Below are 13849 nucleotides of genomic sequence, written 5' to 3'. Positions count from 1 at the left end.
TCAGATACACCCTAAAGAAAGCCGCCGGCGGAACACTCCGCGGGCGGCTTTTTTGTTTCAGTTCGCGTCGATCAGCCTGCCCAGGCTGAAGGAATAGATCCCCTTGTAGGTGACCTTTTTGGGGGCAAAGCGCTTTTCGATGGCCAGCGCATAGAGGTTGAGCTGGGGCCGGTAGGCCGCCAGGAAGTCCGCCTCGGTCTTGCCCCGGTCGGTCTTGTAGTCCAGCAGCTCCAGATGGTCCTCAAACACCAGCAGGATATCGGCGATGCCCTGCACCAGCACCTGCTCCCCTTTGGCGGCGGGGGGCATTTCTTCGGGGCTTTGTCCCTGGGCCGCCAGCACGGCGGCGGCGGGCAGCGCCGTGATGAAATCGTATTCCCGCAGCACCTGCCGGGCCCCCAGCACCCGCCGGAACGCCTCTCCTCCAAAGAACCGGGCCAGCCGGCCCAGATCCAGCTTCTGGGCGATCTGGGGGGTGGTCAGGCGGGCGGCAGCCTGGCGGTCCCGTTCGTCGGCCAGGGCCTGTTCCAGGGCAGCGCCGCCCTGCCGGGCCGGGGCGGCCAGTGCGGCAAAATCGGCGTGCTCCAGAAAGGCGTGCAGGGCAGAGCCCATCTCGGCGGCGGACAGGCCGTCCCTGGACAGGAAGGCGGGCCGCTCCAGGGTGACTTCCCCCGCCTTGTGGACGATGCTGGTGACGCTGACCTTGGCCGGCACCTCCGCCAGTCCCGCCGCCGGGTACTGCCAGGCAAAGTTTGCCCGCAGGGCTTCCACCAGCGCCGGGTCGGCGGGGGCCGCAGCGGGCGGTTCGATCGCTTCGGGCGGCTGGGCCGCGTCGGGCAGACAGAGGGTCAGGGTGCTCCCGGTGCGGACAAAGGGCAGCTGGAGGTCCCCCGCCAGCCGCCGCAGCGGGCCGCCGTTGGGATGGACCAGCAGCGCCGCCCGCAGCCACGCCCCGAAGGAATTGCACTGGCTGTACAGCACCTGCCCCGCCCCTGCCGCCAAAAAGGCCGCAGCCTTTTCCAGCGGGTTGGAGGTGCGGCTGACGCCCAGCGGCATGGTGAGGATCAGACGGTCCTGGGCCCGGGTCAGGGCCACATACAAAAGGCGCATCTGCTCGCTGCGCATCTCCCGCTCATGGACGGCGGCCAGGGCGGTATAGGGGGCGGTCTTGTACAGCTCTCCCCCTTCCTGGCGCAGCCGCAGCCCGGCGCCCCATACCCGGTGCAGCAGCACCGGCTCCCGCAGGTCGGCGGCATTGAAGCGGCGTGCCGTATCCGCCAGGAACACCACCGGGAACTGCAGGCCCTTGGAGCGGTGGATGGTCATGATGGTGACGCACCCCGGCCGGGCCGCGCCGGGAGTGGTGTCCCCTGTCTCGCCCCCGGCGGCGCTGGCCGCGTCGATGGCCCGCACCAGGGCCGAGATGCCCCCGGCCCCCGCTCCGGCGCAGAAGATGGCAAACCGGCGGGCGTCCTCCCGGCGGCGCTGGCCGTTTTCCATCGCGCCCAGGGCCGCCAGATAGCCGGTGGACGCAAAGATCTCCTCCAGCAGACGCTCGGCGGGCAGGCTGCGGGCCAGCCGCCGCAGCTCGGTCAGATGGGTGTAAAACCGCTTCACCCGGCCGGTGAAGGGGTCGTCCCCCTCCTCCGACGCGGCAGCCACCACCGCGCCGTACAGGCTGCCCCCTTTCCTGCGGGCCCGCAGCCGCACCAGCTCGTCGTCGGTGAAGCCAAACACCGGCCCCAGCATGGCCGCCGCCAGGCAGATGTCCTGGGCAGGGTTGTCGATGATCTTGAGCAGCGCCACCAGGGGCCGGATGTGGGGCGCTTCAAACAGGTTCTCCCGGGCATCGGCGTACACCGGGATGCCCCGCTGGGCCAGCGCCCGGGTGTACACCGGGAAGCTGGTGCGGGCCGCCAGCAGGATGCAGCAGTCCTCGTACTGCACCGGGCGCGTGCCGTCCTTGTCCCGCACTGGGGCCTTTTCGGCCACCAGAGCTTGGATCCGGGCGGCGATCCAGGCGGCGTCCGTCTCCTGCTCGTCGTCGGGCAGAAGGCAGGCTTCCACCGCCCCCTGGTACTGACCCGGGGCCCCGCAGACCAGCCGCTGGCCCGGTCCATAGGCGGTGTCCCCCAGATCGGGGCTCATCAGCTGTTCAAAGAAGAAGTTGACCCCCTCCACCACCGCCGGGGCCGAGCGGAAGTTGGCGTCCAGGGCCAGCATGGCGTTTTGCCCGGCGCTCCCGTCCGGCAGCGCGGGCCGGGCCTGCCCGCCGGGCAGCGGGGGCCAGCTCTCCAGCTTTTCCCGGAAGATGGCCGGGTCGGCCTGGCGGAACCGGTAGATGCTCTGTTTGAGGTCCCCCACCAGGAACAGGTTGCTGCCGCCGGGGGCGGCCAGGCAGGAGTACAGGGCGTCCTGCAAGGCGTTGGTGTCCTGGTATTCGTCCACCATCACCGCCCCAAAGCCGGCCCGCAGTCCCTGGCACAGGGCAGTAGGCCGGCCGTCGGCCCCGCGCAGCAGCTTGAGGGCCAGGTGCTCGAAATCGCTGAACTCCAGCAGCTTGCGCTCCTTCTTTTTGGCGGCAAAGCGGGCGTCGAAATCCCGCACCGCCCGAAAGAGGGCGGCCAGCCGGGGGGCCGCCAGGGCCCGGTCCGCCTCCGCTTCCGCCTCGCTGCAGGGGATCAGGTCCAGGATCTCCTCAAACAGGCCGGCAGCCTCCCCCGCCCGGGTCCTGACCGCCGACTTGCGGGGGCCGGCCAGCCTCGCCTTCATCCCCTTGAACCCGGGCATCGGCTCCGCCCCCAGCACATAGGGGGTCAGCAGGTCGTACAGAGGCTCCCAGGCCCTTTCCCGGGCCAGCGCTTCCACCCGCCGCAGCAGCGTCAGGGCGGTCTCCAGCCGCTCCAGAGGCTCGGCAAACCGGTCGTTCACCTTGGCTGCCGCCGCGGCCCGTGCGGCGGCGGTCTTTTTGCTTTCTTCCGCCCGGGCCCGCTCCTCCGCCAGGTCCAGCTGGCAGTCGGTCCTGGCGGCATCCAGCAATCCGCAGGCTGCCTTCGCCCGCCGGGCCGCCTGTTCCAGCAGCAGATCGTGCCACCGGGATGCGGGGAAACTGTTTTCCCGCTGCCAGGGCTCCAGCATCCGGTCGATCTCCCGGTCGTAGTCGGGCAGGGCCCGCAGGAAATCGTAGACCTGCAGGATGGCACGGCCCGCCGCGTCGTCGCTGCGGCCCTTGCCGTACAGGTCCGCAAAGGCGCAGAAGTCCGGGTCCTGGCAGGCGCACTCCAGGGTGTCGGCCAGGGCGGCCTCCCGCAGCATCTGGACGCTGCCCGCGTCGGCCGGGATGAAGTCGGGGGGGATGTCCAGAGCTTCAAAGTGGCGCCGCAGCAGGTCCAGACAGAATGCGTCGATGGTGCAGATGGGGGCGCGCTGCAGCAGCACCCGCTGGCGGCGCAGCCAGCCGTTGGACGGGTCCTCCCGGCTCAGGCGCAGCAGTTTTTCCCCGATGCGGGCCCGCAGTTCGGCGGCGGCCGCATTGGTAAAGGTAACGATCAGCAGACGGTCGGCGTCCACCGGCTTTGCCGGGTCGGTGATGAGCCGCACCGCCCGCTCGGTGAGGACGGCGGTCTTGCCGCTGCCCGCCGCCGCGCTGACCAGCAATCCTCCGCCCCGGTCCTCGATGGCGGCCCGCTGGGCCGGGGTCCAGTTGGTCGTACTCATGGCTGTTCCTCCTTCCCGCTGGTCTCCGGTTCCGCCTCAAAGGGGCGTTCGGGGGCCAGCTCCCGGACCAGACGCTCCCCGCTGCCCGCCTCGTGGCAGCAGATAAAGCCGTAGTCGCACCACTGGCAGGGGGTGCGCCCCGAGATCAGGGGGGCGGCCTCGATCGCGCCGTGGCACAGCCGCTCCCCCATGCCGGTCACCAGACCGTCCAGATGGGCCTGGATGCGGCCCAGCTTGTCCGCGTCGGCCCGGCGGTTTTTCTGATAGGGGCTGGGCTTGCCGTTCACCCAGCCAAAGGGCAGATACCGCCCGGTCTTGCCCGGGTCCATCGCCTCAAAGAGCTTTTCGTCGTCCCGCACCAGGCCGTCCAGCTGGCAGGGCGCCGCCTGCCCGGCCGCCGCCCGGGCGGTGGTGGCGGGGTTGGGATCGGCCAGCAGGTACAGCACCCCCGCCGGCTCCGCCCCGGCAAAGCGGCCTTTGCTGTCCCGGGTCAGGCTGAACAGATACAGCAGCATCTGGCAGTCCAGCCCGCAATAGACCTCTTTCAGGTCCAGCTTCCTGGTCCCGGTCTTGTAGTCCACCACTCGCACCCAGCGGGTGCCGTCGTCCTCCACCCACTCGTCGGCCCGGTCCACCGTGCCGACCAGCCGGACGGTGCGCCCATCCGACAGGCGGTAGACCTGCGGCCGGACCGCGTCGGGCTCCGGGCCGATCTTCAGCTCACAGGCGGCGGGAGCAAAGCTGCTCTGGGCCTGCTCGTCCCGCAGATAGCACAGCAGGGCGGCCATGCTCTTTTTCAGCCGGGACAGCAGATACCGCAGCCGGGCGGTGTTCTCGGGCAGGAAGCGCCGGGCGTACTCGTCCACCAGGCCGGCCGCCAGGGCGGCCAGCTGGCTGTCGGTCAGCCGGGCAAAGGGGGCCGGCATGACCCCTTTGCAGGGGTTGTCGGGGCCGGGGTCGGGGTCCAGGGCCATCTGGAGCACCCAGTGCATCAGCGTGCCGCTCTGGTCCGCCGTGAGACGGGCCTTTTTGCGGGGCCGCAGCCCCAGCACATACCGCAGAAAATATCCATACGGACAGTTGGCGTAGGCTTCCATCTGGCTGGGCGAGATCCACAGCTGCCGCCCCAGCAGGCTGCCCAGGGCCTCCAGGTCCTCCAGATGGTGGGGCGGGTTTTGGGCCATCCGGTCCAGCAGGGCCAGGCCCGGTCCGCCCTCCCCCTCCAGAGCCCGGGTCAGGCTGGAGCGCTGGGTCCCGGTGAGGGTCCAGCCGCCCCCCAGACAGTCCAGCGCGCTGCCCGGGGTGGCCGCCATATCCAGCAGCGTCAGGTCGGGCGGGGGCGGGGCCAGCAGGTCGGCGATGGGCTGGGCCGCCGCCGACAGCGTCAGTCCGGCCCCCTCGGGCCAGCTGATCCACAGCCCTTTGGCGGGGGCGGTCATGGCCTTGTAAAAGCAGACCTGTTCCCGGACCACCCGGTTCTCAAAGCAGTCGGGCAGGTCCACCTGCTGGCGCATCAGGGCGTCCCGGTCGGCATGGGTCAGCAGGCCGGTCTGGCCCGGCGCGGCGGGGAATTCCCCTTCCGCCACCCCCAGCACAAAGACGTAGTCGGGCTGGTCCAGCCGCATCTTGCCCGCCGGGGCCAGCATCACTGCGTCCAGAGTCTGGGGGATGTGCCCCAGATCGGACGAGCGCAGCAGCAGGCCGAACAGTTCGGCGTATTCGGCGGGCGGGACCGTCTCGTCCCCCAGCAGCCGGGCCATCTGGTCCAGCAGGTCCATCACCACGTTCCACTCCCGGGCGGCCTCCTCGGCGGCGGGGATGCCGCGGGCGGCGCGCAGGGCTTCCACCTGCTCCTGCTGGGCCTGTTCGGCCCCCAGCCCGTCCAGGCAGAACCACAGCGCCCGGCTGATCTGTTCCGCGCCGGCCTCCCGGCAGCGGCTGCGCAGGGTCTCCAGCGGCCCCATCAGGAAAGCGCGGGCCTCCTCGGCGTCGTGCAGGGCCTGCCGTTCTTCTTCGGTCAGCTCGCCGCCCCCAAAGCCCCGGGGGCTCTTGGTGAAGGGCTGCCGCCACTCGGCGGCCCGGGGGGACCAGGTATAGGCGTAGTTCTCCAGTGCGCACACCTGGGCCTCAGTCAGGCCGGTCAGGCCGGTCTTGACCAGGGCGGACAGCTGTTCGGTGTAGTCCGCGCCCCGGACCAGTTCCAGCAGGGCGGTGACCGCCGCTGCCGGGGCGCTGAACGCCGGGGTGGTGGCCTCATCGCACCAGAGGGGGATCTCCGCCATCCGGAACTCGTACCGGACGGCGGCCCGGTAGTGGTCCAGGTCCCGGCAGACCACCGCGATCTTGCCGCAGCGCACCCCCTGGGCCATCAGGCGGCGGATGGCGCCCGCGGCGGCCCGGGCTTCCTCCTCCCGGCTGGGGGCGGCGTACAGCCGGATCTCCGCCGCCGGGCCGGGGTCGCAGCTGCCGGCGGCCAAAAGCTGTTCCAGCCGGGCCAGCCCGGGGGCATCCCGATGGCGCAGGTCCCGGCGCAGCAGCAGGGGCGCCGCCACCTCGGCCCCGTTTTTCCGGGCCAGACGGCGCAGCTGGGCGCCCACCGCCTTGGCCCCCGCGAACAGCCCCAGATCCCCCGGCCGGGCGGGCGCGCCGTCGTCGCACAGGGCCACCGTCACCTGGGGCAGGGCGGCCAGCATGGCCCCCATCAGCTGCTGTTTGGGGGCGTTGAAGGTATCGAACTCGTCGATAAAGACCGCCCGGCCCTCCAGGAAAGCGGGCACCCGCCCCTGGGCCAGGGCGGCTTCCAGCCGCTGGGCGGCCAGCTTGATCCGGTCGGAGGGGTCCATGCCGGTCTGGGCCAGCAGGGTCTCATAGCCCTGGTAGATCATGGCCAGCTCGGACAGGCGGCCGCTCTCGGGGCCGCAGCCTCCGGCCAGCCGGGCCAGCTCCTCCCCCGTCACGCCGGCGCTCTTGAGCTCGTCGATGGTCTCGGCGGCCAGCTGGCAGAAGGCGGCCGAATGCCGGTGGCGGTAATAAAAACGGACGTTGTCCTGCAGCTCCTCCAGGGCGCGGCGCACCAGGGCCACCCGCCCCGCGTCGGTGAGGGTCTGGATGGCCGCGCCCCCCTCCTCCGAGAGGATCCGTTCGGCCAGGCTGGTGAAGGAAAAACTCTCCACCCAGCCCGAGCCCCGATCCCCCAGCTGGCGGTAGATGCGCCCTTCGGTGGACGAGGTGAACTGCTCCGGCACCAGCAGGATGCTGGGCTGCCCCTGGGCCGCCCGCTGGGCCAGCTGATCGTACAGCCAGCTGGTCTTGCCGCTGCCGGAGCCTCCCAGGACCAGTTTCAGCATGGATCGACTCCCTCCTTTGTACAGAAAAAATACGCCCCATTGCGCTCTGGACCGGGAATATGGTAGAATGAGCCTGTAAAGCAAAAGCAAAGGAGCGTTTGTATGAAAATCTTAGCAGTGGATTACGGCGACAGCCGCACCGGTCTTGCGGTGTGCGACCCCGGCGAGATCCTGGCCACACCTCTCAAGCCCCAGATCGAGGAAAAGGCCATGGCCAAGGTGGCCGACCGGATCTGCCAGGCCGCCCGGGACAACCGCGCCGAACTGATCGTGGTGGGGCTGCCCCGGAACATGGACGGCACCGAGGGGGCCCGCGCCCAGAAAAGCCGCAAGCTGGCCGCCCTGGTGGAGCAGGCCAGCGGCCTGCCCGTCCGTATGTGGGACGAGCGGCAGACCACCATCACCGCCGCAGGCTTTCTGAGCGAGAGCGGCACCTTCGGCAAAAAGCGCAAGGCCATGCTGGATGCGGTGAGCGCCTCGGTGATCCTGGAAAATTACCTGGCCTGGCGCAAAAACCATCCCGGCGAACAGTGACCGGTCACTGGTAGGTCTCGATGGTGACGCTGTGGATGGTGATGGCTTCCACAGGCGCCAGGGCCTCGTCCACCTGGGCGGCGCCGATGGCGTCCACCACGTCCATCCCCTCGTACACCTGGCCAAAGACGGTGTCGGTGTAGTCCAGATAAGGCGCGCCCCCGGCGGCGGCGTAGGCGTCGATGATCTCCTGCCGCCAGCCCTGGGCCGCCATCCGATCGGCCAGCTCCTGTTCCAGGCCCGGGGCGGTCTGCATGACGTAAAAGACGCTGGCCCCCTGGCCCTCCTCGCTCATGGCGGCGCACAGGGCGCCCGAATAGTGGTGCAGCTGGTCGGTATACTCGGCGGGATAGCCGCTGCCGTTCCAGATGGTGGTGGCGCTGCCGTCGGCGGCCTGGCCGGCCTCCACCACAAAGCCCTGTTCCACCCGGGTAAAGGTCAGGCCGTTGTAATAGCCCGCCTGCGCCAGGCCCACAAAGTTGGCGCAGGCCTGGGGCGCCTGCTGGGGAAACAGCACCGCCCGGAACACCCCCGCCGACGTATCGAACACAGCCACCGTATCCCCCGCCGCAGGGTGGGTGAACTGCAGTTCGGCCGACTGGACCGCTTCGGGGCGGCTGACACCGTCGCCGGAGGGCGCGCCGCCCCCCAGGCATCCGGCCAGCGCAAGGGCCAGGGCCGCCGCCAGGACCAGCGCGGCCCGTTTGAATTTACCAGACATATTGCTTCTCCTTGTATCATATCCTATACCATACCCGCCGGGCGGGCATGGGGTTCACCGTTCAGTATACCACAGAACCGCCCGCCAGGCGAGGGAAGAGAAGTGAAAACTGCAAAAAACGCTTTTTCCTGATTTAGCATCTTGACGAGGCGGCAAAAAAACGCTACACTATAGGCAAGACGAGGGCCTGCACCGGCCCCCAGATGTGAAACAGACTGGAGTTATACCGATGGCAGACGAAAACAAGATCCCTCAGGAAGAAAATGCATACCAGCCCGACCTGATGACATTGCAGGACGAGGACGGCAACGAGATCACCTTTGAGGTGATCGACGCGCTGGACCACAAGGGCGTGCATTATCTGGCCGTCGTCGAATACGTCGAGGACGAAGAAGACCTGGACGAGGACGCCCAGCTGGTGATCCTGAGCGTTGGCAAGGACGCCGAAGGCGAGTACCTGGACGTGGTCGATGACGACGAGACCTTGATGGAAGTGGGCGCTCTGTTCGAAAAGCGGCTGAGCGACAACTTCGACATCGGCTGACCCTTTGCGGGCCGGCCCCCAAACCGGCAGTATCCTGCCCGGCACGATTTGTTGCGGAATATATGATCCTACTAATCATCCATCGGGAGCCTGGAGTCCGGTGGGGGATTGCAGACCGCCCCGTCAGGGTCCACCCTGGAGGATCGATGCGGGAGCATGAAACCATTGGCAGGGCACCCACCTGTCCGTAAGGGTAGGTTTGATTCATCCGCAGACGACCGGGCGGGATCTTTTTTATGATAACAGCCGGACTCTTGGTCCGGCTTTTTTGTTTCCCCCCTTGCCGGGGTGTATCTGAAAATGCAGCATAGGGGGAAGACCTGCCGAACGGCGGTCGTTTTCAGATGCATCCTGGCCCGAAAACCGGAAAGGATGTGTGCAGTATGCGGACCGAAGACCACCTGGTGGGGACTTCCATCCCACGTTTCACCTACGACACCCCCTCGTCCCCCGGCAACGACTTTTACCGGCTGTGCGCCGGGGACAAGCCTCTGGCCATGATCTTCCTGCCCGCATTCGACCATCCCATCACCCGCACCTACATCTCCCGCTACCTCAAGACCCTGGACGACCTGAAAGGGGTCAAGCTGGCCTGCGTGGTGCGCAGCGGGCCCCGTCAGGTGGCCCAGGCCCTGGAGGGCCGGCAGCTGCCCTTCGACCTCATCTGCGACCAGCCGGGGGTGCTGTACAACTTTATGGGGGTGGAGACCGCCGGCCTGCTGAACTGGAGCTTTGAGGCCCAGCGCATCCTGCGCAGCGCCCAGGCCAAGGGGATGCGCTACGACCACAAGGCCCCCCAGCTGCTCCCGCTGACCCTGGTGCTGGGGGAGGAAGGGGCCATCCTGTTCACCCACTACGGGCGCAACCTGACCGATATGCCCGGGGACTGCGGGGCCATTTACACCCTCTGCGACGAGGTGTGCGAGCTGACCCGCAAGGCCCAGCAGGCCCCCCAAAAGGCCAAGGCCGGCCCCCACTCGGACGAGACCCTCACCCTGCCCGACCTGGCCGGCAGCCTGGAGGAAGAGGAGGACGCCCTGTCCAAGCTGTTCGACTGACCCCGCAAAAAGATCCCGCCCGGATGCCAATGCGTCCGGGCGGTTTTTGTTTGTCAGGTTTCTTCCCGGCGGAACCAGGCGTAGATCTCCCCGGCCAGCCTGGGGCCCACGCCGGGGGTCTGGGCCAGGGCCTCGCAGCTGGCCTGGCGCACCGCCCCCACGCTGCCGAACTGCGTCATCAGCGCCTTGGCCAGTTTGGGCCCCACCCCCGGGATCTGCACCAGGGTGGAGGAGTAGCTCTTTTGGCGCATCTGCTGCTTGCGGTAGGCGTTGGCAAAGCGGTGGGTCTCGTCCTGGATGGAGGTGATGAAGGTGAAGGTTCCCCGGTTCATCTGGATGGCGATCTCCCGGCCATCCCCGTCCACGATGGCCCGGGTGCGGTGGTGGTCATCCTTGACCATGCCGTAGAGGGGCACATCGGCCAGCGCAGTGCCGGCCAGGGCCGCCCGGGCGGCGTTCACCTGGCCCCGGCCGCCGTCCATCAGCAGCAGGTCGGGCTTCTCGGCAAAGCCGGTGCTCTCCCCTGCCCCGGTGCGGGTCTGGTATTCCCCGGCCCGGCGGCTCAATGTCTCGGCCAGGGAGGCGTAGTCGTCGGTGCCCGCCACCGTCCGCATCCGGAACCGGCGGTAATCGGCCTTGCTGGGCTTGCCGTCCCGGAACACCACCATGCCGCAGACGCTGGTGCCGTCCCCCCAGTTGGAGATGTCGTAGCTCTCGATGCGGCGGGGCGCAGCCGGCAGCCCCAGCACCTGGGCAAGCTCGTCCAGCAGCTTCTGTTCCCGGGCGGTGCGGCCCCGTTCCCGGGCCAGCCGCTCCACCGCGTTGGTGTGGGCCATCTCCACCAGGCGGGCCTTGTCCCCCCGCTGGGGCTGGTACAGCTGCACCTCGCTGCCCCGCTTCTGGCTCAGGACCTGGCGCAGGGCGTCGGCGTCGGCGGGGAGGGCGTCCACCGCGATGATCCGCGGGATCTCCTCGTCATCCAGGTAATAGCGGGGCAGGAATTCCTCCCGCACCCCGTCGGTGTCCGACCGGTCGTGGAACACAAATTCCCGCTTGTCGGTCAGGCGGCCGCGGCGGTAGCGCAGCACGGCCGCGCAGACGCTGTCCGGGGTGCCTGCCAGGGCCACCACGTCCATCTCCAGTTCCTCGTCCACCACCACCTTCTGCCCTTCGGTCACCTTGGTGATGGCGGCGATCTGGTCCCGCAGCAGGGCGGCCGTCTCGAACTCCAGCCGCTCGGAGGCCTCCTCCATCCGGCGGGTCAGCGTCTTGAGGATGTCCTTTTTGCCGTAGCGGATCAGGTGCACCGCCCCTTTCACCGCCTGGTTGTACGCCTCACAGCTGATCTTGCCGCTGCACACCCCCATGCACTTGCCGATGTGGGCGTTGAGGCAGGGCCGCCCCTTGCCGATGTCCTGTGGGAAACGGCGGCTGCACCGGGGCAGCAGAAAGGCGTCCTGGGCGCTCTCGGCCATCTCGCGGGCGGCAAAGCTGGAGGTATACGGCCCGATGTACTCGGCCCCGTCCTCCTCTTTCTGCAGGGTGAAGGACAGCCGGGGCCAGTCCTCTTTGGTCACCTTGATATAGGAATAGCCCTTGTCATCCTTCAGCAGGATGTTGTATTTGGGGGTATGGGCCTTGATCTGGCTGGCCTCCAGCACCAGGGCTTCAAACTCGCTCTGGCAGACGATCACGTCAAAGCTGAAGGCATGGGCGATCATCTGGCTGACCTTGTTGTCATGGGGCACGCCCTCCCGGAAATACTGGCTGACCCGGGTGCGCAGCCGCTTGGCCTTGCCGATGTAGATGATGGTATCGGCCTTGTCCCGGATGATATACACCCCCGGCAGCAAAGGCAGCATACAGGCCTTTTGGTACAGCTCCGCTTTGGTCATCGTCTCACCTCCTGTACGGGCAAACAAAAAGGGCGGAACCTGCGTCCGCCCCAAGGGTGCATCTGAAAACCCTCCAACGAGATAGAGGTCCTTCGATCGTCCCTCAAATCCGATCCAGCAAAATGCCGCTTACTCTGCAAAGCCGGACTCCACCAGCTTGATCAGAGCCTCCACAGCGGCCTGCTCATCTGCGCCGTCGGCAATGATGCGGATGGTGGTGCCACCCACGATGCCCAGCGAGAGCACACCCAGCAGGCTCTTTGCATTCACACGGCGCTCTTCCTTCTCGACCCAGATTGAGGACTTGAACTCATTGGCCTTCTGGATAAAGAAGGTGGCGGGGCGTGCATGCAGACCGACCTGATTTTCAACGGTAACTTCTTTTACATACATAGTAAAACGCTCCTATCTATTGTCGTAATGGAATGATGCAATGCATTAACACCTGCTGTCTTTTCTTATTTTATCGCAAGGGGACATGGTTGTACAGCCTTTTTTGGAATTTTGGCGGTTTTCCCAATCCAAACAGGGACATTTTTTACAATTTGTACCCTTTTCATAAAACATATCCATTGCTATTGGTTGTACATACAAAAGTTTTCAACACGTTCAGACAGGCAAGGGGGTTCATTCCTCTTTCTGCGGGGCGTCGGGCGGGGTCTGTCCGCCGTCCGTTCCGGGCAAAAGAGGCTCTTCTGCAAGCTTCTTTCTGCGCCGGCGGGAGGGCTTTTTGGGCAGCGGGGTGCCGTCCCAGCCGCCGGCCGCCAGATAAGCTTCCCACAGGTCGGGCCGGCGCTGGCGGGTGCGCTGGCGGCTCTGTTCGGCCCGCCAGTCGTCCACCGCCTTGTGGTTGCCGCTGAGGAGGATGGGAGGCACAGCGCGGCCCTCCCACACCTCGGGCCGGGTGTACTGGGGGTACTCCAGCAGGCCGTTCCAGTAGCTCTCCTCCTCGTAGCCCTTCTGCTCGGCCAGCACCCCCGGCTGCAGCCGCAGCACGCTGTCGGCCACCACCAGGCTGGCCAGCTCGCCGCCGGTGAGGATATAGTCCCCGATCGAGATCTCCTCGTCGGCAAACGCCTCGATCACCCGCTCGTCGATCCCCTCATAGTGGCCGCACACCAAAAGCAGGCTGTCGTATTGGGCCAGGCGGCGGGCGTGCTCCTCGGTGTAGCGCTGGCCTCCCGCCGTCATAAACACGATATGCGGGGCGGGGCGGCCCTGCTGTTCCACCTGCCGCCGAATCTCCCGGATGCAGTCGGCAATGGGCTGGGCGTACAGCACCATCCCGCAGCCGCCCCCGTAGGGATAGTCGTCGGTCTGTTTCTGACGGTTGAGGGTGTAATCCCGGATCTGGTGACAGTGGGTCTCGATGTGCCCCCGCCGGGCGGCCCGGCCCAAAATGCTCTCATCCAGCACCCGCTGGCACATCTCGGGAAACAGGGTCGCAATGTCCACGCGCATCCCCATGGTCAGCCGTCCTCCCGCTCGCTCACCGTGCCGTCATCCAGCAGGCCGGGGATGGGCGTCACCGTGATATAGCCCTCGGGCGGGTTGCGCTCCTTCAAAAAGGCATCCACCCCGGGGAACATATACTCCTTGCCATTGGGCGCCTTGACGGTATAGATGTCCTGGGGACCCGGGCGGTCCACCCCGGTGACCACGCCGTATACCTTGCCGGTGTCCGCATCCCGCACCTCGCAGCCGATCAGGTCGGCCACATACCACCGGCCGGGGGCCAGCTGCACATCGTCCCGGTCAAAATAGAAGGCCTGGCCCCGCAGCGCCCGGGCGGCGTCCATGTCATCCACCCCCGCAAACTTGACCAGGGCCATCCGGCCCTGGGGGCGGATGCTCTCGATGGCCAGGCTGCGGCCTCCCGCCGGGGACAGATACAGCTTGCCTGCGGGCCGCAGGAAGTCCACCCCGTCGCACCACAGTTCCATCTTTACTTCGCCCCTGACGCCGTGGGTGGTGACCACCCGGCCGGCTTCCAGATACTGCTGCATAGTTACTCCTTTGCAAAAAAGGGGCCG

General features: G+C 67.4%; 10 protein-coding genes and 1 other RNA gene. 4 read left to right on the top strand and 7 right to left on the bottom strand.

The features are described 5' to 3' along the window. Positions 1-57: 57 nt before the first annotated feature. Both B5G12_RS04995 and B5G12_RS15080 read right to left on the bottom strand, forming a co-directional pair. Entirely contained in the window at positions 58-3717 is a 3660-nt protein-coding gene (locus B5G12_RS04995) for a UvrD-helicase domain-containing protein (RefSeq protein ID WP_087324125.1), read from the bottom strand. Then, positions 3714-7064 (bottom strand): PD-(D/E)XK nuclease family protein, encoded by a 3351-nt coding sequence (locus B5G12_RS15080; RefSeq protein ID WP_087324124.1) that lies wholly within the window; start codon positions 7062-7064, stop codon positions 3714-3716. The genes B5G12_RS04995 and B5G12_RS15080 overlap by 4 nt, the downstream gene beginning before the upstream one ends. 102 nt (positions 7065-7166) lie before the next feature. Here B5G12_RS15080 and ruvX point away from each other — a divergent pair, with 102 nt between their 5' ends. Next, positions 7167-7598 carry a Holliday junction resolvase RuvX gene (gene ruvX, locus B5G12_RS04985; protein ID WP_087324123.1) on the top strand — a complete coding sequence of 144 codons (432 nt, stop codon included), beginning with the start codon at positions 7167-7169 and terminating at the stop codon, positions 7596-7598. Positions 7599-7602: 4 nt separating this feature from the next. Here ruvX and B5G12_RS04980 read toward each other — a convergent pair whose 3' ends face one another. Next, positions 7603-8319, bottom strand: a complete 717-nt coding sequence (locus B5G12_RS04980; protein ID WP_087324122.1) for a peptidylprolyl isomerase — start codon at positions 8317-8319, stop codon at positions 7603-7605. A 229-nt stretch (positions 8320-8548) separates the two neighbouring features. Between B5G12_RS04980 and B5G12_RS04975 the strand changes: the two genes are divergently transcribed. The 3 genes from B5G12_RS04975 (at position 8549) to B5G12_RS04965 (ending at position 9921) form a co-directional block, all read left to right on the top strand. Then, positions 8549-8863, top strand: coding sequence for a DUF1292 domain-containing protein (locus B5G12_RS04975; RefSeq protein WP_087228367.1), 315 nt, complete (start codon positions 8549-8551; stop codon positions 8861-8863). A 28-nt stretch (positions 8864-8891) separates the two neighbouring features. Next, positions 8892-9096, top strand: a non-coding RNA gene (gene ssrS, locus B5G12_RS04970) — 6S RNA. A gap of 150 nt (positions 9097-9246) precedes the next feature. Next, the gene (locus B5G12_RS04965) at positions 9247-9921 is read left to right on the top strand and encodes a thioredoxin domain-containing protein (RefSeq protein WP_087324121.1); all 675 of its coding nucleotides are present in this window, start codon (positions 9247-9249) and stop codon (positions 9919-9921) included. Positions 9922-9974: 53 nt separating this feature from the next. Here B5G12_RS04965 and uvrC read toward each other — a convergent pair whose 3' ends face one another. From uvrC to rimM, 4 genes are all read right to left on the bottom strand, one after another. Beyond that, positions 9975-11816, bottom strand: a complete 1842-nt coding sequence (gene uvrC / locus B5G12_RS04960; protein ID WP_087324120.1) for an excinuclease ABC subunit UvrC — start codon at positions 11814-11816, stop codon at positions 9975-9977. A 129-nt stretch (positions 11817-11945) separates the two neighbouring features. Next, the gene (locus tag B5G12_RS04955; RefSeq protein WP_087228364.1) at positions 11946-12209 is read right to left on the bottom strand and encodes an HPr family phosphocarrier protein; all 264 of its coding nucleotides are present in this window, start codon (positions 12207-12209) and stop codon (positions 11946-11948) included. Positions 12210-12443: 234 nt separating this feature from the next. Continuing rightward, positions 12444-13283, bottom strand: a complete 840-nt coding sequence (trmD, locus tag B5G12_RS04950; RefSeq protein WP_242955940.1) for a tRNA (guanosine(37)-N1)-methyltransferase TrmD — start codon at positions 13281-13283, stop codon at positions 12444-12446. A 2-nt stretch (positions 13284-13285) separates the two neighbouring features. Further along, on the bottom strand, positions 13286-13822 hold the full coding sequence (rimM, locus tag B5G12_RS04945; protein WP_087228363.1) for a ribosome maturation factor RimM: 537 nt from the start codon (positions 13820-13822) through the stop codon (positions 13286-13288). Between the last annotated feature and the right edge of the window lie 27 nt (positions 13823-13849).

The organism is Faecalibacterium sp. An58 (assembly GCF_002161515.1).
Taxonomy (GTDB): Bacteria; Bacillota; Clostridia; order Oscillospirales; family Ruminococcaceae; genus Faecalibacterium; species Faecalibacterium avium.
Note: the sequence above shows the minus strand (reverse complement) of the source record. Positions and strands in the feature narration are given on the sequence as shown.

Excerpts from the sequence above, each read along its gene's own strand:
- B5G12_RS04955 (WP_087228364.1), bottom strand. The coding sequence starts at position 12,209 with ATGTATGTAAAAGAAGTTACCGTTGAAAATCAGGTCGGTCTGCATGCA.
- B5G12_RS15080 (WP_087324124.1), bottom strand. The coding sequence starts at position 7,064 with ATGCTGAAACTGGTCCTGGGAGGCTCCGGCAGCGGCAAGACCAGCTGG.
- uvrC (WP_087324120.1), bottom strand. The coding sequence starts at position 11,816 with ATGACCAAAGCGGAGCTGTACCAAAAGGCCTGTATGCTGCCTTTGCTG.
- trmD (WP_242955940.1), bottom strand. The coding sequence starts at position 13,283 with ATGGGGATGCGCGTGGACATTGCGACCCTGTTTCCCGAGATGTGCCAG.
- rimM (WP_087228363.1), bottom strand. The coding sequence starts at position 13,822 with ATGCAGCAGTATCTGGAAGCCGGCCGGGTGGTCACCACCCACGGCGTC.
- B5G12_RS04995 (WP_087324125.1), bottom strand. The coding sequence starts at position 3,717 with ATGAGTACGACCAACTGGACCCCGGCCCAGCGGGCCGCCATCGAGGAC.
- B5G12_RS04975 (WP_087228367.1), top strand. The coding sequence starts at position 8,549 with ATGGCAGACGAAAACAAGATCCCTCAGGAAGAAAATGCATACCAGCCC.
- ruvX (WP_087324123.1), top strand. The coding sequence starts at position 7,167 with ATGAAAATCTTAGCAGTGGATTACGGCGACAGCCGCACCGGTCTTGCG.
- B5G12_RS04980 (WP_087324122.1), bottom strand. The coding sequence starts at position 8,319 with ATGTCTGGTAAATTCAAACGGGCCGCGCTGGTCCTGGCGGCGGCCCTG.
- B5G12_RS04965 (WP_087324121.1), top strand. The coding sequence starts at position 9,247 with ATGCGGACCGAAGACCACCTGGTGGGGACTTCCATCCCACGTTTCACC.